Origin of the sequence: Nesterenkonia xinjiangensis, from assembly GCF_013410745.1 — a bacterium.
Lineage (GTDB): Bacteria > Actinomycetota > Actinomycetes > Actinomycetales > Micrococcaceae > Nesterenkonia > Nesterenkonia xinjiangensis.
On the sequence record NZ_JACCFY010000001.1, the window covers coordinates 1979647 to 2002445 of the forward strand.

General features: G+C 67.3%; 15 protein-coding genes and 2 pseudogenes. 11 read left to right on the forward strand and 6 right to left on the reverse strand.

Features of this window, described 5'->3' with window-relative positions:
• Positions 1 to 12 precede the first annotated feature (12 nt).
• From HNR09_RS09050 to HNR09_RS16585, 5 genes and pseudogenes are all read left to right on the forward strand, one after another.
• Positions 13 to 666 carry a thymidine kinase gene (locus HNR09_RS09050; RefSeq protein WP_179541732.1) on the forward strand — a complete coding sequence of 218 codons (654 nt, stop codon included), beginning with the start codon at positions 13 to 15 and terminating at the stop codon, positions 664 to 666.
• 104 nt (positions 667 to 770) lie between these two features.
• Entirely contained in the window at positions 771 to 1238 is a 468-nt protein-coding gene (locus HNR09_RS09055; RefSeq protein ID WP_179541733.1) for an SRPBCC family protein, read from the forward strand.
• A gap of 109 nt (positions 1239 to 1347) precedes the next feature.
• Positions 1348 to 1902: a DUF421 domain-containing protein gene (locus HNR09_RS09060; protein WP_179541734.1), complete on the forward strand. Its 555-nt coding sequence runs from the start codon at positions 1348 to 1350 to the stop codon at positions 1900 to 1902.
• Positions 1903 to 2028: 126 nt separating this feature from the next.
• Complete coding sequence (locus tag HNR09_RS09065) at positions 2029 to 3315, forward strand: adenylosuccinate synthase (protein ID WP_179541735.1); 1287 nt, start codon at positions 2029 to 2031, stop codon at positions 3313 to 3315.
• A gap of 551 nt (positions 3316 to 3866) precedes the next feature.
• Positions 3867 to 4817, forward strand: a pseudogene (locus HNR09_RS16585) (choice-of-anchor G family protein); the annotation flags it as partial.
• A 1230-nt stretch (positions 4818 to 6047) separates the two neighbouring features.
• Here the strand turns inward: HNR09_RS16585 and HNR09_RS16590 are convergent.
• Positions 6048 to 7841, reverse strand: a pseudogene (locus HNR09_RS16590) (pentapeptide repeat-containing protein); the annotation flags it as partial.
• Positions 7842 to 7904: 63 nt separating this feature from the next.
• On the opposite strand from HNR09_RS16590, the gene HNR09_RS09080 reads away from it, so the two are divergent.
• The 4 genes from HNR09_RS09080 (at position 7905) to HNR09_RS09095 (ending at position 12043) form a co-directional block, all read left to right on the forward strand.
• Positions 7905 to 8732, forward strand: a complete 828-nt coding sequence (locus HNR09_RS09080) for a DUF5819 family protein (protein WP_179541736.1) — start codon at positions 7905 to 7907, stop codon at positions 8730 to 8732.
• Between the two features lies 1 nt (position 8733).
• Positions 8734 to 9879: an HTTM domain-containing protein gene (locus tag HNR09_RS09085; RefSeq protein WP_179541737.1), complete on the forward strand. Its 1146-nt coding sequence runs from the start codon at positions 8734 to 8736 to the stop codon at positions 9877 to 9879.
• A 122-nt stretch (positions 9880 to 10001) separates the two neighbouring features.
• Positions 10002 to 10814, forward strand: coding sequence for a DUF5819 family protein (locus HNR09_RS09090; RefSeq protein ID WP_179541738.1), 813 nt, complete (start codon positions 10002 to 10004; stop codon positions 10812 to 10814).
• Positions 10811 to 12043, forward strand: a complete 1233-nt coding sequence (locus tag HNR09_RS09095) for an HTTM domain-containing protein (RefSeq protein WP_179541739.1) — start codon at positions 10811 to 10813, stop codon at positions 12041 to 12043. Before HNR09_RS09090 ends, HNR09_RS09095 begins: the two co-directional genes overlap by 4 nt.
• 344 nt (positions 12044 to 12387) lie before the next feature.
• Here HNR09_RS09095 and HNR09_RS09100 read toward each other — a convergent pair whose 3' ends face one another.
• The 5 genes from HNR09_RS09100 to HNR09_RS09120 form a co-directional block, all read right to left on the reverse strand.
• Positions 12388 to 12858: a hypothetical protein gene (locus tag HNR09_RS09100; RefSeq protein ID WP_179541740.1), complete on the reverse strand. Its 471-nt coding sequence runs from the start codon at positions 12856 to 12858 to the stop codon at positions 12388 to 12390.
• Positions 12855 to 14246 carry a S26 family signal peptidase gene (locus tag HNR09_RS09105; protein ID WP_179541741.1) on the reverse strand — a complete coding sequence of 464 codons (1392 nt, stop codon included), beginning with the start codon at positions 14244 to 14246 and terminating at the stop codon, positions 12855 to 12857. The genes HNR09_RS09100 and HNR09_RS09105 overlap by 4 nt, the downstream gene beginning before the upstream one ends.
• A 5-nt stretch (positions 14247 to 14251) precedes the next feature.
• Entirely contained in the window at positions 14252 to 14890 is a 639-nt protein-coding gene (locus tag HNR09_RS09110) for a SipW-dependent-type signal peptide-containing protein (protein WP_179541742.1), read from the reverse strand.
• Positions 14887 to 15519 (reverse strand): SipW-dependent-type signal peptide-containing protein, encoded by a 633-nt coding sequence (locus HNR09_RS09115; protein WP_179541743.1) that lies wholly within the window; start codon positions 15517 to 15519, stop codon positions 14887 to 14889. The genes HNR09_RS09110 and HNR09_RS09115 overlap by 4 nt, the downstream gene beginning before the upstream one ends.
• A gap of 134 nt (positions 15520 to 15653) precedes the next feature.
• Positions 15654 to 16982 (reverse strand): HEPN domain-containing protein, encoded by a 1329-nt coding sequence (locus HNR09_RS09120; protein WP_179541744.1) that lies wholly within the window; start codon positions 16980 to 16982, stop codon positions 15654 to 15656.
• A gap of 756 nt (positions 16983 to 17738) precedes the next feature.
• Between HNR09_RS09120 and HNR09_RS16495 the strand changes: the two genes are divergently transcribed.
• Together HNR09_RS16495 and HNR09_RS15955 are read left to right on the forward strand one after the other, a co-directional pair.
• Positions 17739 to 20081, forward strand: a complete 2343-nt coding sequence (locus tag HNR09_RS16495) for a LuxR C-terminal-related transcriptional regulator (protein WP_179541745.1) — start codon at positions 17739 to 17741, stop codon at positions 20079 to 20081.
• Positions 20082 to 20131: 50 nt separating this feature from the next.
• Positions 20132 to 22594 (forward strand): LuxR C-terminal-related transcriptional regulator, encoded by a 2463-nt coding sequence (locus HNR09_RS15955; RefSeq protein ID WP_218881909.1) that lies wholly within the window; start codon positions 20132 to 20134, stop codon positions 22592 to 22594.
• Positions 22595 to 22799 lie beyond the last annotated feature (205 nt).

Genomic DNA, 22799 nt, shown 5'->3' on the forward strand with positions numbered 1-22799 from the left:
GAGAGGACCAGGGTGGCCAAGCTCTATTTCCGTTACGGAGCGATGAACTCCGGCAAGTCCACCGGTCTGCTCCAGGCGGCGTACAACTATGAGGAGCGCGGTCAGCGTGTGCTGCTGGCCAAACCGAAGCTGGACACCAAGGGTGCGGATGAGATCGTCTCCCGGCTCGGGGTGACCCGTGAGGTGGACTTCCTCGTCCCCGCTGAAGCGAACCTGCGCCAGCTGTTCGGCCAGCATGCCGAAGGCGGCGTCCCGGGCACCCTGCTGGACGGCGTCGACGCCGCTGACACCCGTGCTCTGCGCCATGGGGTGAAGCCGGTGGCCTGCCTTCTGGTGGACGAGGCGCAGTTCTTCACCGAGGAGCAGATCGATGACCTGCTGCGCATCGCCGTGCTGGACGGCGTCCCGGTGCTCGCCTATGGGATCCGCACCGATTTCCGCACCCGGTCCTTCCCCGGCTCAGCCCGACTGATGGACATCGCCCACTCGCTGGAGGAGCTGAAGACCATCTGCCGCTGCGGCGCCAAAGCGGTGTTCAACACCCGTCGCTCCGGGGACCGGGTCATCTTCGACGGCGACCAGGTCGCCATCGATGGGACGGACGTCTGGTACGAGTCGCTGTGTGCAGCCTGCTACCTGGAGGCTTCCGGCGGTCGGCTCGGCTGAGTGCCCGACGACGGCCGTCCAGCGAAGCGCCGCACCCTGCCCCCTGTGTAGTCTCAGGATCCGACGGCGGCCCGTATCGGGCGCCCGGTGCCTGAGGAGTCTCCATGGACGAGAAGCTCGAGCTGTGCCGACAGATCGATGCCCCTGGGGGTGAGGTCTGGAGTGTCCTCACCGATCTCGACGGTGCTGCCCAGGTGCTCAGCGGTGTGACGCGGATCGAGCGTCTGGCGGGCACGGGAGCCGAGGTCGGCGCCCGCTGGCGGGAGACACGCCGGATGATGGGCACCCAGGCCAGTGAGGAGATGGAGATCGTCGCCAGTGAGCCTGAGCGCCGTCTTCAGGTCGCCGCGGCCAGCCACGGCATGAGCTACGAGACTGCGTTCATCCTGGCGCCCCGTGGCCGCGGGACCCTGCTGTGCATGTCCTTCCACGGGGCCTCCGTGGGCTCGGGGCGAATGCAGCGGGCGGCGGCTGCGCTCACCGCGCCGCTGGGGCGCCTGGTGACGCGGTCCGCGATGCGCCGTGATCTCCGGGACATCGCCACGGCGGCAGAGGCCCATGCCGCAGCCTGAGTGCGGACCGCGCATCGTGGGAGGGGCTGCGCCGCTCCTCTGAGGACAGACCCTGTGACGAACTGGTCCTGCTATGGACCGATCGCGCGGGCCCTGCCAGGCTGGCCCCATGGACATCTCACAGTACTGGGACGGCTGGGAGCCGATCATCCACACCCTGGTGACCGTCGTGGCCGGCTACGTGGCGCTGCTGGTGATGCTGCGCATCTCAGGGCCGCGCACGATGGCATCGATGACGCCGCTGGACTTCATCGTGGCGGTGACCATCGGCTCCGCCTTCGGGCGCACGCTGACCGCGGTGGAGGTGCCGCTGGCTCAGACCGTGCTGACCTTGGCTCTGCTGATCCTGCTGCAGTGGGTGCTGGCCTGGTTGCGCGGTCGCTCGCCGAGGTTCCGTGGGCTGCTGGATGCGCCGCCGGTGCTCGTCTACTACCAAGGTTCCTTCCAGCGTCGGACGATGCGCCGTCATCAGCTGGTGGAGGAGGACGTCCATACCGCGGTGCGCAAGTCCGGCGGCGGGTCCCTGGAGGGGGTGTCCGCGGTGGTCCTTCAGCAGGATGGCGACCTCGGGGTGATCGCTGAGGGGCAGATGGGGGATGGGTCGAGTCTGCTGCCCTTCGCCCAGGGCGACGACGGCGAGGGTCCAACCGAGGACCGCCGCTGACCTCACATCGGGGAAAGGTCTGTCAGACCAGCGTTGGTAGACTTGCCGTCGGTGTCGTCGGCCCAAGGAGACGGCATTGACGTCGAGACGTCCCGCGCGGAACAGCGGGACCCCTGAAGGAGCGACATGCCAGCCATTGTGATCGTCGGTGCCCAGTGGGGGGACGAGGGGAAGGGCAAGGCCACTGACCTGCTCGGCTCGCGAGTCGACTATGTGGTCAAGCCCAACGGCGGCAACAACGCGGGTCATACCGTGGTCGTCAGTGGGGAGAAGTTCGAGCTGAAGCTGCTGCCGGCGGGGATCCTCTCCCCGAATGCCGTGCCGGTGATCGGCAACGGCGTGGTGGTGAACCTGGAAGCGCTGTTCGAGGAGATCGACGGCCTCGAGGCGCGCGGCGCGGACACCTCACGGCTGCGCATCTCCGCCAACGCCCACCTGGTGGCCCCTTATCACCAGACCATGGACAAGGTCACTGAACGGTTCCTGGGGAAGCGGGCGATCGGCACCACGGGTCGCGGCATCGGCCCGACGTACATGGACAAGGTGGGTCGGCTGGGCATCCGAGTCCAGGACATCTTCGACGAGTCGATCCTGCGGCAGAAGATCGATGGGGCGCTGCGGCAGAAGAACGAGCTGCTGATCAAGCTCTACAATCGGCGGTCCATCACGGTTGATGAGATCGCCGAGTACTTCCTCTCCTTCGCGGACCGGCTGCGTCCGATGGTCGTGGACACCACGATCCTGCTCAACGACGCTCTCGATGAGGGCGACGTGGTGCTGATGGAGGGCGGCCAGGCCACCTATCTCGACGTCGACCACGGCACCTACCCGTTCGTGACGTCGTCGAACCCCACTGCGGGTGGGGCCTCGGTGGGTTCGGGCATCGGACCCACGCGCATCAACCGGTCCATCGGAGTGGTCAAGGCTTACACCACCCGTGTGGGTGCCGGGCCCTTCCCGACGGAGCTCTTCGACGAGTGGGGCGAGTTCCTGCAGAAGACCGGCGGGGAGTTCGGGGTGAACACCGGCCGTCCGCGCCGCTGCGGCTGGTATGACGCGGTGATGGCCCGGCATGCATCCCGCATCAACGGATTCACCGATTACTTCCTCACCAAGCTGGACGTGCTGACCGGCATCGAGCGGATCCCGGTCTGCGTGGCCTATGACGTCGACGGTGTCAGGCATGACCAGATGCCGATGACCCAGACTGATTTCCACCACGCCAAGCCGATCTTCGAACACTTCGACGGCTGGACCGAGGACATCTCCGGAGCGCGCACCCTGGAGGACCTGCCCACCAACGCCCGGGACTATGTGCTCGCCCTGGAGAAGATGAGCGGCACCCGGATCTCCGGGGTGGGAGTGGGCCCGGGTCGCGATGAGGTCATCGCGGTGCGGGATCTGATCGACTGACCGCTCTGCACCGGCCCGGTATCGGGCCGGAGCTCACAGTGACATCACGACGACGGCGGCTCCAGTGGGCCGCCGTCGTCGTCTGTGTGACCCTCCCGTGACAGATTCGGCGCATCGATGCTCGCCGAGGTGACCTCAGCGTGATTACTGCCGAGTAGCAGTTTCGATTTCTTGGGCCCGTTTCCGTGAATTCTTCGCGTCGCTGCGAGGGGCTTCTGCTCGGAGTCGCTAAAACGCGAAATCCCGGCGCCTGGACGGCGCTCTCGAGTCGTACGCCAGTGACGTGCAGTTTCATCGGCGCAGGTGAGTGGGCTCCGCCGGATGCTCGGGCGTGGGGCGGGTGTCAGCGGGTTTCGCCAGATGTACAGAGGCTGGGAAATGTCTGGCTCCAAGCTGGGGACTGTGCTAGGTTCGCTGATGGTTGCGTGACTCTCGTCATGCCCATCAAAAGTTGAAATAACTGCGCGGTCACGAACATCTCAATTCGATGTAGCGGCTGTCCTCATGGAGGGCGAGCGCGGATCAGCACAAGGCACAACAGGGGGACTTCCATGGGGAAGCCATTAGTTGCACCAGAAGAAAGACAAGGTCCACTACAACGGGGCTTGCTGAAGCGCTGTGCTTCGGCGGTCACTGCGACCCTCGTGGCCGCAGGCTTGGCCCTGTCCGGCGCAGCGCCGGCCAACGCTGCACCCACCGATGTCTCCGAGGCGCTGGGCAAGTTCCTCGGTGGCCAGGCGGCGGGCATCACCCTCGATGACATCGCTGAGATCAACGGCGCATTCGCCGAGAACCCGAGCGGTGAGCACCCGATCGTCACGAACCCGCTGGGCGCTGAGGTGCTCAACGCCATCGGGGTAGACCTGGGCGACTCGCTCCAGCTCTTCGGCCCGAACGGCGTGATCCAGGTCGGTGCCGTCAACCAGTACGCCGAGGCTCAGGACAATGGAGACGCACGCGCGGCCTCCGGTGCCGTGAGCGACCAGGGCGCCATCTCCGTCGGCGGCTCTGACGAGTTCCCGGCTGACGCCTTCATCGACCTGAGTGAGCTCCTCACCCAGGCGAGCGGCGGTGCTTCTGAGGGTCTGATCTCCGATCTGAGCCTTTCGGTCGGCGCACTGTCCTCCAGCATTGAGCAGCTCGACGGCGGCGAGCCCACCACCGATTACCAGATCGCTGGCGCGACGCTGAACCTCGAGAGCCCCGCCATCGGCGAGATCTACGAGAACCTGCTGGGCACCGTGGACGGCCTGCAGGGCGGTCTTGACGGACTCTCCGGCTCGATCTCCAGCCTGCTGGACTCGCAGCTGAACCTCGGCATCCTGGACCTGAGCACGTCGGTGGACTTCACTCCGCCGGACCTGTCGCTCCTGCTGCCGGATGACGTCGTCGGCGAGAGCAGCGGTGTGACCGTTGACCTCACCAACGGCGCGGTGACGGTGGATCTGGAGACGCTGCTCGCGGCGAACCCGGAGCTGCCGAACCTCAACGACATGCCCCCGAACTCCGAGCTGCTCAGCGGCCCGGTCTTGGCGGCAATCGCTGACGGCATCACCCAGGCTGTGACCGACATCGTGACGGAGATCGTCACCAACATCGAGGACACCATCCGGGCGACCTCGCTCACGGTGACTGTGGGCCTCAACATCATTCTCGCTGGCAGCGCTACCGTGACGCTGGACACCACGCTGGGTGAGCTGCTGGACGGTGAGGCTGAGGACAGCGTGACCGTTGAGTCCACCGGAATCATTGGTGCTCTGCTGGGCGCGCTCGGCCTCGACAGCGTCGGCGAGCTCGGCGACCTGGTGCTGAACCTGGTCGGCGGCCTTGTGGGCGACGCCTTCGGCGAGCTTGCTGACCTGGAGACGCTGATCGACAGCATCACCGGACCGCTGGCGACTGAGGTCGTCGGCCCGCTGCTGGAGATCGTCACCCAGGTGGCCTCCTTCACCGTGAACGCTCAGCCTGAGGTCGGCGACCTCGGCGAGGGCTCTTCCACGGTCCGCGCGTTGCAGGTCAGCCTGATTCCTGCGGCCGGTCCGCTGGCCCAGGTGAACCTTGCTTCTTCGACTGTGCGAGGCACTGCTGTTGAAGCCATCGATCCGGCTCTGTCGGTGAACCCGGACACTGTTGCTCCGGGTGAGTCCACGGACATCGAGGGTACGGGTTACACCCCGGACTCCACGGTGACTCTGGAGATCACTGACTCTGAGGGCAACGTCCTCGAGACCATCCCCGGTGTCGAGACCGACGGTGAGGGCAACTTCACCTACGAGTGGACTGTCCCTGAGGGCACCGAGGCTGGCGACCTGACGGTTGTCGGTACCGATGACACCACTGATGAGTCTGCTGAGGCGACTCTGACGGTGACCGATGACGAGGCGGACATCGATCCGGCTCTGTCGGTGAACCCGGACACTGTTGCTCCGGGTGAGTCCACGGACATCGAGGGTACGGGTTACACCCCGGACTCCACGGTGACTCTGGAGATCACTGACTCTGAGGGCAACGTCCTCGAGACCATCCCCGGTGTCGAGACCGACGGTGAGGGCAACTTCACCTACGAGTGGACTGTCCCTGAGGGCACCGAGGCTGGCGACCTGACGGTTGTCGGTACCGATGACACCACTGATGAGTCTGCTGAGGCGACTCTGACGGTGACCGAGGACGACAACGGCACTGAGGTCGACGGCACTGAGGTCGACGGCACTGAGGTCGACGGCACTGAGGTCGACGGCACTGAGGTCGACGGCACTGAGGTCGACGGCACTGAGGTCGACGGCACTGAGGTCGACGGCACTGAGGTCGACGGCACTGAGGTCGACGGCACTGAGGTCGACGGCACTGAGGTCGACGGCACTGAGGTCGACGGCACTGAGGTCGACGGCACTGAGGTCGACGGCACTGAGGTCGACGGCACTGAGGTCGACGGCACTGAGGTCGACGGCACTGAGGTCGACGGCACTGAGGTCGACGGCACTGAGGTCGACGGCACTGAGGTCGACGGCACTGAGGTCGACGGCACTGAGGTCGACGGCACTGAGGTCGACGGCACTGAGGTCGACGGCACTGAGGTCGACGGCACTGAGGTCGACGGCACTGAGGTCGACGGCACTGAGGTCGACGGCACTGAGGTCGACGGCACTGAGGTCGACGGCACTGAGGTCGACGGCACTGAGGTCGACGGCACTGAGGTCGACGGCACTGAGGTCGACGGCACTGAGGTCGACGGCACTGAGGTCGACGGCACTGAGGTCGACGGCACTGAGGTCGACGGCACTGAGGTCGACGGCACTGAGGTCGACGGCACTGAGGTCGACGGCACTGAAGACGGTGTCGAGGACGGCGTTGAAGACGGTGTCGAGGACGGCGTTGAAGACGGTGTCGAGGACGGCGTTGAAGACGGTGTCGAGGACGGCGTTGAAGACGGTGTCGAGGACGGCGTTGAAGACGGTGTCGAGGACGGCGTTGAAGACGGTGTCGAGGACGGCGTTGAAGACGGTGTCGAGGACGGCGTTGAAGACGGTGTCGAGGACGGCGTTGAAGACGGTGTCGAGGACGGCACTGACGACGGCGTTGAGTACGACCCGTCGATCACTGTTCAGCCGGACACCGTGTTGCCTGGTGACGACATCACCGTTGAGGGTGAAGGCTTCGTGCCGGACTCCACGGTCACTGTGGTCATCACCGATGCCGATGGCGACGAGATCGGAACCATCGAAGGTGTCGAGGTCGATGGTGAGGGCAACTTCACCGTGGACTGGACCGTGCCTGAGGGCACCGAGCCTGGTGTGCTGACCGTCACCGCCACGGATGACGAGGACGAGAACATCTCGGCCTCTGACACCGTGACCGTGATCGAGGATGACAACGGCACTGAGGTCGACGGCGTTGAGGACGGTGTCGAGGACGGCGTTGAGGACGGTGTCGAGGACGGCGTTGAAGACGGTGTCGAGGACGGCACTGACGACGGCGTTGAGCAGGACCCGTCGATCACTGTCGAGCCGGACACCGTGTTGCCTGGCGACGACATCACCGTTGAGGGTGAAGGCTTCGTGCCGGACTCCACGGTCACTGTGGTCATCACCGACGCTGACGGCAACGTCATCGGCACCATCGAGGGTGTCGAGGTGGACTCTGACGGGAACTTCTCCGTGGACTGGACCGTGCCTGAGGGCACCCAGCCCGGCGTGCTGACCGTCACTGCCACGGATGACGAGGACGAGAACATCTCGGCCTCCGCCACCGTGACCGTCGCTGAGTCGGCAGCTGCCGGCGAGGACGGCGCTGGAACCACCGATCCGGGCACTGGTAAGCCCGGTGACGACGGCAAGCCCGGCGCTGGCAAGCCTGGCGACGGTCTGGCCTCCACCGGTGTTTCCGGTGCGGTCGGCCTGGCCCTGATGGCCCTGCTGCTGGTCGTTGTCGGTTCCGGTGTGGTCGCCTTCGCCAAGGTTCGCCGCACCAGCTGAGACGCCATGAGCTGAACGGCTGATCAATACGACGCTGGCGGCGTCATCACCCATGGGTGATGACGCCGCCAGCTCGTCTGTTCTCCGAGACCTCTTTCGTGGAGACGAGCACACGCCATGAACACCCCCACGCCCCGCGCACAGGATGACGCCTGCGAAACCGCGCCGGGTGACGTCGCCACCAGCGGCGACGCGACACCACGTCCGCCGAAGATCGCCCGCGTCCTCGTCTGGCCTTTACTGGCGATCGTGCTGGTCCATACGCTGATCATCGGCCTGTGGGTCGCCCCCTCAACAGCCTTCCGCGACGCAGTCGGCACTGACCGCGTCCGCGAATACATCTATCCCTGGTTCGAACAGAACTGGTCCCTCTTCGCCCCCACTCCCCGCCGCGGTGAAGTGATGTTCGAAGTCCGCGCCTCCGTGGTCGATGCCGACACCGGTGAGGAGGAAGAGACGGACTGGGTCATGCTCACGGACATCGAAGATGCCCTCGTGCGTGGGAATCTGACCCCGCCGAGGACCATGAAGCTCACACGGCGCACCGCCGACGATCTGCACACCGCACGCCGAGACATGGACAGCGAGCAGCTGGAACTCCTGGAAGCCAACTTCATCGACACCCCCGTCGAAGAACTGCGAACGATGCTGCTCGAGGCAGATGAAGGAAACGTCGGCGCCGTGGACCGCTATATGCGGGCTGACGCCACGGCCACCTTCATCGCCAATGCCTACGCCCAGATCACCTGGGGCGACCAGGGAGATGTCACGCGGGTCCAGTACCGCACCAGCAGCCGGCGCGTGCCGGACTACGATCCCGACTCTGACCGCACGCTGGCGGACGTGGAGCCCGGCGTCCGAGACTATGGCTGGCGTCCGAGCGTGGACATCGCCGAGGAAGAGCTCGATCTGTTCACCCTCTACGCCGAGACAGAGGTGGACTGACATGAGCCTCCTGACGCGTCACCTCATCGATCCGATCGTCGTGGGGATCCGGGATCTCTACTCCTGGCTGCTCTCCGAGCGCCGTGCGCTGCGAGGACTCGCCGCCACCCGCATTCTTGTGGGCATCGCTGCGGTCGGGATTCTCCTGACGAACTTCACCTCGCGCCATGTGATCTGGGGGCCCGGTTCATCCTGGGCCGAACCGTACCGGGAGAACAGCGAGTTCGGGTCCCTGCTGGACCTCTACGCCGGTGACTCCAGCGCTGTGTTCACGCTGAAGTACCTCCTGCTGCTGACGGTGGCGATCGCCTTCCTCATCGGCTGGCGTGCCCGGCTGATGAACATCCTCCTGGTCATCGGTATGGCCGGGCTGGTGGAGCGAGCTGACATGCTGGGCAATCAGGGTGACAACATCCTGCGCATCGGTCTGACCCTGCTGTTCTTCATGAGCACATCCGAACATTGGTCGCTGGACGCTCGGCGCCGGGCCAGGGCTCGTGCACGTGAGGCTGCCGGTGAGGAGTTCACCGTCGCCCAGCGGGGCTGGTACGGGCTGCCACTGCTGCCCGGGTGGTGGACGGCGCTGATCCACAACGTCGCGCTGATCGCACTCGCATGCCAAGTCTTCATCCTCTACACGGCGTCGGCGCTCTACAAGGTGCAGGGAGAGCTCTGGCAGAACGGCACCGCACTGCACTACCCGCTCAGCCTGGGCGAGTTCGGGGTCTTCCCAGAGATCAACGCGCTGCTCTCGGCCAACCCGATCCTGCTGACGATCATGACGTACTTCTCGGTCTTCGTGCAGCTGTTCTTCGCCGTCGGTCTGCTCCACCCGATCACTCGGCGTCTGTTCCTGCTCGGAGTCATCGGACTGCACGGCGGCATCGCCGTGCTGATGGGGATCCCATGGTTCTCCCTGGCCATGCTCGCCTACGACGCGATCTTCGTCTCCGATCGGACTTATCGCCGAATCGAAGGGCTGGCTGCCAGAGCAGCCGCCGACTTCCGACGTCGTCTCGGCTTCAGCCCTGACTCGGACCCGCCGGAGGACGCCCCCAGACAGGCCGGCCGGTCCGACAAGTCCACCGATGAGCAGCACGCCGGCAAGACGATCGCAGAGCGGCGAGCGGTGACGACGAACCGCTGACATGAGGTGATGCGCCGCCCCGGGTCGCAGACAGTCTGAGACGTCACCGCTTGACAAGCAGAGGCGTCGCCAGCTGATCTGTTTCCGAAACTTCTCCCATCGCACCAGAATGACGAGGCCCCGTGAGCAGACCCGACACCTCAGATCGGAGCGATCCGCAGTTGGAGCGGACTCGCCGTGACCTGAAGAGACTGCCGGAGGGCGCCCGGGCGCTCACCTGGCCCGTGGTGGCCATCGTGCTCATCCACACGCTCATGATCGGGCTGTGGGTGGCCCCCAACAACCCGGCCCGGGACAGTCTGGGCGCGGACCGCGTACGCGAGTACGTGCAGCCCTGGTTCAGCCAGAACTGGTCCATCTTCGCTCCCAACCCGCGCCGGGTCGCGGTGACCTTCGAGGTCCGCGCCACGGTCCGGGACCCCGAGACCGGAGATGAGCAGACTACCGACTGGGTGGATCTCATCGACAACGAGGACGGCATCGTCGCTGGCAACCCGTTCCCCGCCCGCACCGCCAAGATCACCCGCCGTACCACCGACCGCCTGCACAGTGCCATCAGCGGCATGAGCACCGAACAGCGGGAATGGCTCGAGGCTGACTACGTCGAAACCCCTGTGGATCAGCTCAGGGAGCGTCTGACCGAGGCCGACGGCGGCGCCGGAACCGCAGACATCAACCGCTACATGACCGCCGATGCCGCAGCCACGGCCATCGCCACCGGCTTCGCGGAGAACGAATGGGGCGACGAGACGGAGATCCTCTACATCCAATACCGCACCAGCACCCGCCCCGCCCCCTCCTGGGACAGCGACAGCACCATCGACGACACCACCCGCACCGAACGCGACTACGGGTGGCGTTCCGCCGTCGAGCTCACTGACCAGCAGATCGAGCACTTCGGCCCCTACCTCGAGCAGGGAGGCGACTGGCGATGACCATGATCCGCGACCAGCTCCTCCGGCCGATCCAGGAGGGCATCCTCCGAAGCCAGGGTTGGCTCCTGCTGCGCAAGAACGCTCTGTATGGACTCTCCGCCACTCGCATCCTCGTGGGCGTCGCCATGCTGGGAGTGCTGCTGACCAACTTCAGCTCCCGCCACGTGCTGTGGGGCGTCGGATCCTTCTGGGCCGAGCCGTACCGCGAGACCAACGCGTTCGGCGGACTGGTCGACCTCTTCGGCGTCGAATCCCCCGCGCTGTTCACCCTCATGTACCTGGCCCTGATCGGCGTCGCCGTGGCCGTGATCATCGGCTGGCGCACTCGGTTGACGACGCTGCTCCTCGCCCTGGGAATGGCAGCCCTGGTGGAGCGCGCCTCACCGATGGGCGACCAGGGCGACAACATCGCCCGCATCGGCCTGCTGCTCATGGTGCTGATGAGCACCGCAGAGCACTGGTCCCTGGACGCCCGACGACGCCGTCTCGGCGAGCAGCGGGCCGCCCGGGGTGAACTCTCGGTAGGCATGCGGTTCTGGCACTCCATGCCGGTGCTGCCCGCCTGGTGGACGAACCTCCTCCACAACGGCGCGCTCATCGCCCTCGCCTGCCAGATCTTCATCCTCTACACCGCCTCGGCGCTGTACAAGGTCCAGGGCTCCACCTGGCAGGCCGGCACCGCCCTCTACTATCCGCTCAGCCTCCACGAATACGGCGTCTTCCCGTGGCTGAACAGCCTGGTCACCGGCAACCCCGTGCTGCTGACCACGCTGACCTACTTCTCCGTGTACGTGCAGCTGTTCTTCGCCGTCGGGCTCCTGCACCCGGTCACCCGGCGGCTCGCCCTCATCGGAATCGTCCTCCTCCACGGAGGCATCGCCGTCATGATGGGTCTGCCCTGGTTCTCCCTGGCGATGCTCGCCTTCGACGCCATCTTCGTCTCAGACCGCACCTACCGGTTCCTGGAGCGCCTGGCAGCCGCCGCCGGGGCGCCGCTGCGTGCGCGCCTTCCCGGGCCCCTGAGACGGCTCCTCCCGCCGCCCCAGGGGCAGGGCGACCAGACGTCCCCAGGCTCCGAGGCCGCGGCACAGCAGGGAGAGTCGAAGAAGAGGGGGAAGGGCCACGAGCCGAAGGGCCAGGAGCTGAAGGACCGGCAGTCGAAGGATCAGAAATCGACGGGCAAAGCCTCGAAGGACGAGACCGTCGGCGCGGGATCCCGCCGCCGATGAGTGCGGCTCGCCATGGCCCAGACACACCGCTGGCCCGGAACCCCAGGGGGAGCAGGTTCCGGGCCAGCGAGAGTTGTTCAGTCCGGCGGTGACTCAGGGCCCCAGACGGTCACGCAGTCTGAGGATCGTGTCGACCTGCCTGAGAACAAGGTCCAACGAATCCATCCATAGACCACCCCCCTTTCGTCAAAGCCAGGGATTCCCCCTGCTCGATGAGTGATCATGCCCTCGTCTCCTGAGAGCACTGCCATCCTGACAAGTTTTCATTCGCCGAGGCAACAGTTCGCGCTCAGGTTTCTCAAGGAATTTCCCCAGACGTCATCTCGCCCGGCCGGTGCGGCACCTCAGGTGCGAGGCCCGGACTCGGGCGTGCAGTTCAGAGCGGTGGCCAGCTGGACCACGTGCATCGCCCATGGCGCTGAGACCCACTGCCCGGGGCCCATCGTGCGAACCTCCCACCGGGAGTCGCTCAGCAGGGCCAGATTGCTGTTCACGTACTGCGTGGCGTTCGGGCCCACGGTGAACGTATTCGTCGGAGTGGTCGACGACGAGGAGGCGAACCGCTGGATCTGGTAGCCCTGGCGGGGAATTGTGCCTGGGGCGTGGGTCCAGTTGATGGTCAGCCGCCCCAGGAGCAGAGAGCCCGTGCAGCTCAGACTCGCCACCGGCGGGACCGTCGCCGCAGAGAGCGTGGCCGAGCGGGCCGGCTGCTGATGGGTCCAGGAGGCCTCGGTCTGCTCCACCGGGGCTGCCGTCCCGGAGAGTCCCAGAGACAGCAGGCCCAGCACTGCCAGGCCGGCCAGGGTGCGTCTCATGGGCCCACCTCTTGATCCATGCGGAGCTGCCGCCGGCGTTCACTATTCTTCCGAGCGCGCAGCAGCATCCTGCCCAACAGCATAGAGAGCAGCGCCGCCGCCAGCAGCACCAGCACCGAGATTCCCGTGCTGGCCAAGCCTTCATCCTGCTCGACCTCCGGTGCCGCCTCGGGGTCTGATCCTGCGTCAGAGTCGTCTGCAGGCGGCGTGGAGGGGTCAGGGGAGGGGCCGGGGGAGGGATCCGGCCCTGGCGGCGTCGTGGAGAGCTCCTCTCCTTCCGCCTCCGCATGCACCCGCAGGCTCGAGACCAGGCCCTGCATCCCCGGGCCGGCGCCTGGAGGCAGAGAGATGACCAGCCGCAGCCACCGGTCCTGCTCAGAGCTGTGCTCCATCATCCATTCCACGGAGTCATCGCGGCCCACTGCTCCACTGGACCGCAGCACCTGATGCCCGGACTCGCAGTGCGAGGTGTGGGCGTCGTCCGGGGCCTCAAGGCCCTCGGCGTCCTCCCACGGCTGGGCACAGGACTCCACTTGCACGTGCAGCGGGAACTCCCCGGAGCTGCTGATCCCGGTCCGCACCACCCCCGGATCAGGGGCCTCCACGGAGACGCCGACCTCCCACAGCGCTGAGGTGCCCGGCGCCAGATTCAAGGACGACTCCGGCCGGTAGGCCGAGGTCAGTCGCAGATGCTCGCCCTGGACGACTTCCACCACGGGCTGCTCTCGACTCGCCATGCCAGCCTGGGCAGGCGCCCCTGGGGACAGTCCGGCCATCCCGAGCCCCACCGTGGAGACCAGGAGAGCGCTGGCGCCCATGCTGCCTGCGTGCCGGGGTCGATGCGGAGCATCGGGGGGATCGCCGCCGTCGGCGTCATCATCAGGCCCGTTCCGGGAGGAGGCTCCGCCCCGCGGCCAGAACGCCCACCCCACCAGCAGTGCCGCTGCCACGGTGATCGTGCCCATCATCCACGGATCCCCCATCCGGTGGATGGGCTGGGCCAGACCCGGCACCGACCACAGCACCTCGCGGACCTCCGTCACCGTGTAGGGGTGGGGGTCCTCGGAGTCGTTGGCATCGCCCTGCATGGTGATCACACGTTCAGCGTCGGTCTCCCCTGGGATCACCGAGGTCACTCGGTGGGTCACCGGCATCGCCGCGGGCCGGTCCACCGTCACGACGTCGCCCACCGCGATCTCCTCGGCTGGGATCTCCCGCACCACGGCCGCGGAGCCCTGCGGGATCGTGGGGTCCATGGAGCCGGTGCGGAACAGGATCAGCGAGATGCTGAAGAAATGGGCGCAGATGACCAGCACGATCGCCGCCAGCCCCGCCACAGAGACGAGCCACAGCAGAGCCTCCACCAGCACATGACGCACTCTGGACATCGGAATCACTCGCTCGAGCTGGTGCCCACGGCGTGCCACAGCGGCGTGGCCGTGGCGCCCTGGACAGAGTTCGGAGCCTCGGACGACAGGGTCAGCTCCAGGCAGTAATGGACCACCGCACCCTGGTTCCCTGCCACCGACTGGCTCGAACCGGCGTCACCGGTCAGTGACGTGCCGCGCGGGATCACCTGCGAGCCGCCCTCGAAGGTGGACGCGTTGCAGGTGGTGCCGGCCACAGTGCGCACTCCGTAGGTCATCGCAGAGGACAGTGTCCCGGTGTTGCCGTCGTCACCCTGCAGCTGCACGGTGCCGCCGACAGAGCCGGAGGCGGTGCGCACGCTGAACAGGGCATAGGTGCGTGCCCCCGGGGTGAGATTGCTGGTGGTCGAGAAACTCAGCTGGTGGGGGGCTTCAGCGGTCGTGGTCGAGTAGTTCGCGCCGTCGGGGGAGCCCTCCAGCGTGAAGTGACCCGCAGAGACGGTCCCGCCGGCGTATTCGGAGTCGTTCCACGCCGCCAGGGTCACCGAGGCGCCGACGCCGAGGACGAGGCCGCTGGCCAGCAGCGCCCGGACCTGTCTCGACAGACGGCGCCGGCTCCGGCGACGACGGCGCTCCCTGCGAGTGGTGAGCGCCTGGTCTGTCATGGAGTGTCGACAGAGGTCGCGGTGACCTCCCAGATCACCTCGGTGGTGTCAGCCTGGACGAAGTCATCGTCGCTGGCCGAGACTTCGAAGCACAGCAGCACCGGGGTCCCGGCGGCTCCGTCACCGGCGGTGAGGTCGAAGGTGGTGGTGCTGCCGATTCCGGTGCTCAGGTCCGCACCTGAGGCCACCGAGGTGCCGGAGGAGGCGTCGGCGGCATTGCAGTTGTCAGGGTCCGCGTAGACCTCATAGGACATGTGGTCAGCATTCTCACCGGAGGAGGAGACCACGCCGATGCCGTCAGAGGCCTCCACGGTGCCGTTGATCGTGGTGTCTGCGTCCAGCCGCACATAGAACGGGGCGTAGACCGTCTGGCCCGGAGTCATGTTGTCCGCGGCGAAAGTCAGCTGAGCCGCCTCGGCGGCGGTGTCGTGCTCGTCATAGTCGCTGCCGTCGGTGGACCCCTCCAGGTTGAACGAGGCCGAGCCGAACAGCCCTTCGGCGAACTCGGAGTCGTTCCAGGCCGCCAGGGTGACAGCGGCGCCGACGCCGAGGACGAGGCCTCCGGCGAGCACGGCTTGGACCTTGCGGCGGCGGGTGGTCTTCTGCTCGGGCGTGCGGTTCTCGGTCATGGGGTTCCCCTCATCGTGGTGAAGCTCCCCCACATGCGTGCGTATGCGGCCCGGAAGCCCATGGCGCTCCGAGGAGAGTCTCCCTGAATGTAATGCGCGTAACCGAGTCCCGGCAAGGGGTCGTGACCGGTGGCTTAGTCCAGGGCGGGTGCGAGCCGCCGAAGCAGGGGGTTCCGTGCGAGGCCACGTGCCCACGCACTGGAGGGCACGCCCAGGTCACGCAGCAGGTTCAGCACCACCACTGCGGCGGTGATGCCGACCAGTTCCTGCAGCTGGGCCGCTGAGTACCCGGAGGCCTCCCCGGTGTGGGTGAAGGAGTTCCTGACCCGCGCGGCCCGGTCCGCCCACTCTTGTGCCGGCAGGTTGACGGTGATCGTCTCGTCCAAGGAGACCCGCTCCGCCATGGCGGCGAGCTTGATCCGCAGTGTGGCGTCCTTGCGCTGGCGCTTGGAACGGCCGTCAGTGGTGGCGAACAGGGCCTCGGCCGAGGCGACGAGCACCAGGAGGTTCATCTCCGCGAAGCGGTGCGGTGAGCGCAGCGCGCCCATGAAGAGATCCACGGCGACCCGATGCTGGAGCCGGAGGGCATACCACCGGGGCAGCAGGGTCTCGAAGGGGGCGTCAGCAGAGGAGAACACCAGGGTGCCGCCGCCGGCGGGCGGCCCGGCGTGGGCCAGGCCCTGCCGCCAGAACAGCGCGGCGTCAGGGGAATCCTGGTCTGTGCGGAGCTGCGCCCATAGGGGAGCGGGGGGCGCCAGGGTGGCCAAGGTGATCAGGTCCTGCACGGTGTGGAAGTGCTGGCGGACCTCGTCGACGGACAGGCCTGGGCCCTCAGCACTGAGCCGCATCGACAGCGGAGCCGGCCGGTCCTGCGCCTCCGGACCGAGCGGGCCCTGGCCGGGGCTTTCGGCTGCTGAAGGGCCTGCGGCGGCGCGCTCCACGGTGAAGTGCAGGGAGTGGGCATCGCGGGCGTGTGTGGTCAGGCAGGGCACAGCGATCCGCACGGGATCGATCGGCCCTGCGTCGAGGTCGTGCGTCGTCGCCGAGCCGGCGGGAGTCATCCATGAGGCGAGTTCCGGAATCTCGGCGACGGCCTCCTGGAAGCAGTGCTCGTCGGCCGAGTCCACTCGTGCGCCGCGCAGCACCACATCTGCCACCAGATCCTCTGCGGAGGCCTTGTTCTCGGGGTTCTCGGGGTCGGCGAACTCGAGTCCTGTGACGCCCAGCAGCGTGATCGGTTCGCCCGGGATCTGCCCGGCGGATGAGCCCGTCTCCCCGTGGCAGACGGCGTCATCGGCGGTCGGAGCGCCGGAGGCTGCGAGCGCGCGTGTGGAGCTCGCCGACGGTTCCCCCAGTATGAGCCGGCCGCCGGTGGAGATGCTGAAGGTCAGAATGCCGCCGCGACGGTCAGTCGCGGCGGCCGCGGGCCACCAGGTGCCCGAGAGTCGATGGTGCAGGGTCACAGTAGGGATTCCTCAGAGCGGAAGGGTATGTCGCAGTCCCGCAGAGTGAACCTCGCAGGCGGGGTTGCGGGCAGGGTCGGGGGTGTCGCCCCAGCCTTGTCACGACTGCGTGCCAGACTTCAGCTTACGCGCGTAGCCGCACGACGGGGCGACCGTCATAATGCACTCATTGAAGCACCACTCGGCGGCCGGGGTCGAAACTCGTCAGTCACATTCTTCTGACCTGGGGCTCGGCCAAAGCGGGTGGGCACTCTGCCTGCCTGAGCAGATCACTGCGGATGCCGGCTTGCGCCGATGTCCTCCGATCCAGGGGGCGGTCAGAGCGCTTGCACAGAGACAGGGGGAATTCCACAAACATTTTCTATTGGTTTAAATTTTGATGTAGTCTTGGCATAGTTCATGGTAATTCATTTCGTTTCGGGAACCAACTGTTGCGGTTAATCGAGTTGTCCTGCTCCTGACATGGGTGGCCTGTTCTTCGCGTTCCAGGCCGGGGCATCCGAACCAGAGCGGATGTCCTTCCGGCTGCAGCCGTAGCGGGGAACCAGCGATCAAGGACGAATGATGCTCGAGACTCACCCGTTCGGCCTCGAGAGGGCCCCTTGTCTCCCTCGAGGAGCGTCCTTCGCGCTCGCCCGCGCCGCTCTGAGTCGGCACATCGCCGACGCCGTGGCACCCGTGGTCCTGATCTCGGGACCATACGGCTCTGAACGAACTGGACTGATCCCTCACAGCGCGCCCCGGGGATGGGCCGCTGTGGAGCTCGTCCCCTCGCAGGAGATCCAGGGCGCCCCACTGACGCGTCGGCTCGAGGTGCTGGACAATTTCAGCGGACCTGCTCATGAGGCGGCCACGTCGCTGCTGTCGGACCCGGCGGCCGATCCCGACCTCGAGCGCATCTTCGTCTTCGCCCACGCGGACCTGCTCGACGACGAATCGCTGGCCGTCATCGACGAGCTGGTCCGCAGCCAGCGGATCGTCGTCCTGCTGTCCAGCATGGCATCGTCGCACCTCGCCCTGCGGTTCGCCAGGGTGCTGAACAGTCCGCGCGGCCTCCACCTGGAGTTGGCCCCGCTGAGCCTGGAAGAGACTCAAGACCGTCTGGCTCAGCAGCTCGAGGAGCCTCCGACGGCGGCTCTGACCCGGTATCTCCACACATGCTCTGACGGAGCCCCAGAGAGTCTCATGCGCCTGGCCCGCAGAGGACTCGCCGAAGGATGGATCGGCTCGGTGGACGCGCGCAGCGTGGTGCTGGGATCTCCGTCATGGATGGATCACCTGGAGGCTCAGGCCAGCCTCGATCGCCTGCGCACCAGAATCGGGGGTATCGCCCTCGATGCCCTGCGGGCCGTGGCCCTGCGCGGCGAGATGCCACTGGACGAGGCGATGTCGGTGTTCCAGCCGCATCGAACCCTCTTTTCGTTGGAAGAGTCCGGACTGCTCATGATCAGGCCGGAAGGGGTCTCGGTTCGCCGAGAGACTCACCGACAGGCACTCATCATGGCCCGCGAGCCGGTCTCTGACCCACCCTCGACCCCGGAGGGTGTTCTCCATACACGCTCCGTCGGTGCAGAGATCACCAGCGAGGCGGCACGCCGCACCGGCTGGGCGCTGCTCGAACGGGGCCTGCTGGCACAGGCGCGGTTCGTCGCGGAGGCCCTGCCGACCCAGGACGCCTCACGGGGGACCCTCGAGGCCTGCTGTGACCTGGTGGCTGGCGCCCCTCGCCGGGCACTGCGTCAGCTCGTACCGATCGCAGCCGCCGGTGACCTGACCGCTGCCGCACTCATCGCCCTCATCCACGCCACTGTGCTCGAGGACACAAGAGCGGGGGCGCAGAGTCTCTCGAACCTCTCCGCCATGGCCGGCCAGGCGCCGGAGGTCCAGGACCTCATCGAGGCGCTCCGGCAGATCCACCTGTCACTCTGCGAGGACATGGGCAGCGAGGCTCCCGACGAGTCTGACCAGCTGCCTCCCAGCACTGAGGCCACCAGCCCCTGCCGGACACCCGCGACGTCAGCACTCGACCTGGCGGGCATGGGCCGCGTGCTCCTGCAAGTCCTGGAAGCTTTCTCTGAGGCCGCCGGGCAGTCGCCGTCCGCACCTGCGACAGTCGCGAAGATCTCGGAGATCTCCTTCCATGACGTCCCGATCGTCTGTGCCTCCTGGGCGGTCTCCTGTCTGGCAGCTGCCCGACTCCTGACTCTGCCGCAGGAGGACATCATTCCCGAGAGGTGGGTCCGGGGCGAGCCTCCGGGAAGATCGCTCCTGCGGGTCAACGCCACTGAGGCGCTCGAGATGCTGCACGCGATGATGTCCGGGGAGGGCACCGATGATCTGCGGCGCCGTATGGAGGACCTCTGGGCGCAGTACGAGGGTGGACTGCCCCAGGGCTTCCTGCGGCGGCCCTTGCTGGAGGCCCTCGACTTCGCCGTCGAGGGTGGCCGGACGGAGGACCTTCTTGGCCCCACCGAGTACATTCCCCGACGGTCCGGCTCCATCACGGAAGCCTCCTGGGGCCACATGCTCACGGCGGTGGGCCGTGTGCTGGGTCTCGCCGCACGCGGTGACGTGAGCCAGGTCGACGTCGCACGGGAGCTTGCACCCGCATGCCTGGTGATGCGCAGACTGGTGATCCGGTGCGTAGTCCTGCGCGGAATTCACGAGCTTGACGCCCCAACGCTGGCGGTGCTGGAGGCCCAAGCGCGCGCGTTGGACGTGGAGGACGAGATCCTCGACCTGTTGACGGCTCGGCTCACCGGAGACGCTCCGCGCTTCGCCATGGCTGCCGAACTGGTGGAGATCCACTGGCCTCGCAGCGGACTTGGCCGCAGCATCGGGGGGCGTCTCAGTGACCTGCGAAGAGCCGCGGAAGTTACCACGAAGACAGCAGGGCAGCGCGACCTCCTCTCGGCCCGGGAGCAGGAGGTCGCCGATCGTGTCTTTCAGGGCCTCTCGCTCGCCGAGATCGCAGACTCCCTGCGGATCTCCATCCGCACGGTGCAGAGCCACGTCCGCAACACCTATCGCAAGCTGGACATCAGGTCACGTACCGAACTGCGAGCCCGCCTGACCGCCACGTCCCTGGACCGCCCATGACTCAGCTGCCTCTCCACATCAAGCCCACGGGTCTGAGACTCCCTCCCGACATGTCTCGTTGGTTCCTCGAAGACCCCTCGGGAGACTCCTGGATCCTCCACCTTCCTGGCTACTGGGGAGTGGACGGCATGCTCGAGGAGCTCCACCGTGCCGGGCCGGTGGCGGTGATCGACGGCATCGGCGGCACCGTGCCCGCGCCGCCGGAGGTGGGCCCTTCCGGGCTCTCGGGTGAGGCGGCGAACGGCCTTGTCGTCCTGCTCTGGCCCGGGCTCCTCGCCGACGACGTGCTGGACGACGTACTGGCGCTGTTCCTGAAGGGCCGACGCCGCCTGCTGGTCATGGTCCGCTCCTCCCACGACCTCCCGGTGCGACTGGCCGACCTTGAGGCCGCCGGCCGGCTGCGCAGCGTCATCCCGGGCAGCCTCAGCGTCCGCGACCTGGGAGCGCAGGCGCGCCGGAGACTGGGCGGGCCGATGTCCCTGATGGTGCTGCGCCGACTCCAGCGCCTCTCCGCCGGACGCCCGGTGCTGGCCGACAGGCTGCTGGAGCTGGCCCAGGATGTCGGCGTCATCCGGGAGTTCTCCGGGTACTGGGAGTGGGACGGGGACGAGGAGGCGCTGCACGGCGCGCTGGCCGAGGTGGCGGACGGCGTGCTGACGGGACTCGATCAGGAGGAGATGGAGCTCCTCACCCTGGTCGCCGTCACCGGCCGCTTGCCCGAACGCCACGCCGTGACCGCCTCGGGAGACCGGGCGTTCCGGAGCCTCATGGCACAGGGAATCCTGGCTTACGAGGACCAAGCTGCCCGTGGCTTCGCCGACATCAGGATCAGTGCCGAAGCTGTGCGCTCCATGATCGTCACCAGAATGCGGTGGACCGACCACCTGCGCTGGTGGTACGAGCGGGGCCGCCACATCCCGGCGGACTCCGGGGGCATCGCCTCCTGGACTGCACTGACCTGGTGGCGGGTCCGGGCCACAGGCCCGATCGACGACGCCACCGCTGAGAAGCTGGCGCGCCAGAGCCTCGCCGGCTCCTGGTATCGGACGGTGCGAGAGCTCGTGGACCTGACCGAGGTCCCGTCCGCCACCCTGCTCGTACTGGCGGCTCGCGCCGACCACGCCCTCGGGGATGTCGACTCCGCCCTGCGTCGGCTCGCCAGGCTGCCCTCTGCGGCAGATTCCGCAGAGATCCGCCAGGCGATCCTGGTCGCCGAGCGGATCCGGATCTTCCACCCGGAGCGTGCTGGAGCCGTGGCGGCCGAGCTGCGCCGACGTGCCGGCGACGAGTCTCCTACACCGGTCCTGGACAGGATCCGGGCCCTCGCCCACGACGCCGGCGCCACTGACGAGCTTCTCGGGGAGCTTCGCGACCTGCGTGCTGTCGTGAACTGCGAGGAGTCCCTGGTCAGCCTGCTCTGGGCCGGTGTCCTGCTCGGCTTCAGACACCAGCCGGACATCGGCCGGGAGGTCCTCTCCACGCTGATCGACGCCTTGCGTCGCGAAGGAGGGTATCCGGACCTGGAGGAGTGCGCGGTGGCGGTGCTGCTGCTGATCTCCGCCACCTCCGGATGGCGGATCGACATGCTCCGGGTCGAGACGGATGTCTCGAACGAGCGGCGCCTGCGCAGCCCCGGGCTCGCCGGCGTGGCGGACCAGCTGGCCGCCGTCGCGGCTCTGCAAGATGACAGGCTGCACCTGGCGCATCGGCACGCGTCCTCAGCGGCTCGGATCCATGCGCGCGGAGACAGCTTCGGCCAGCACTGGTTCAGCCAGGCCCTGGCCGTGGGCGCGGCCGGGTGCATGCCGGGGCGCTCACCCGCCCGAGAGGAGAGCCCTGTGGGCGCGCTGGGACCCGCTGAGGGCTTCCCCTGGCTCCGGCTGGTCGGCGAAGGGCTGAGGGACCTGGCCGCAGGGCATTCCCCCGAAGAGCTGAGAACCCGTCTGGAAGGCCTCGCCGCAGAGGCCGAGGAGGCGGGGGAGACGGTCCAGGCGCAGGTGCTTCTGCTGCTGGCGCTGCTGCGCGGGTCCCCTGCCGCCGCCCAACGGGTGATGGCGTCCCCGTGGAAGGACGATCCGGGCCGAGCCCGGCTGACCGCCCTGCTCGCCGAGGCCCAGAACACTGACGCTGTGGCACGGACGCTCGACGTCGCCGAACACCTCCTTGTGACACACTCACGACTGTTCGGGCTCTCGGTGCTCGCGCGCCTGTGGGACCGCCGGGCGCAGCTGGAGCGTCCGCTGCGGATCCGGCTGATCAATCTGGTGCTGGACACCCAGCGCCGTGAGGGTGAGGATCCGAGCGTCCTCAGCAGGACCTTCGACCTCGAGCTCGACGCCCGAGAGCGGGCCGTCCTTGAAGGGCTGCGCGCTGGACACCCCATCTCCCGGATCGCCCGCGGGCTCAGCCTGTCGCCGCGCACTGTCGAAGCCGCGATCTCCGCGCTGCTGCACCGCTTCGGCTGCGACAATCGGATGGAGCTTCTCTCCCTCCGCCTCGGAGCCAAGGACTAGCCAGCTCGCTCCTCGGAGCCCCTCTCGGGCCGCCTCTGTGATGCCTCTGACCTTCCGGGGCATTGTGCTGACCTGCCGTGATGCGGAGAGTGCGCAGGGCAGTCTCCGCCCGCATGGTTCTCCTCGGGATCCTCTGCTGACCTGACCCTCGGGCAAGGCGCACACGGCGTCGACGACCCCGCGGGTCAAGACGCAGGGCCCGGCT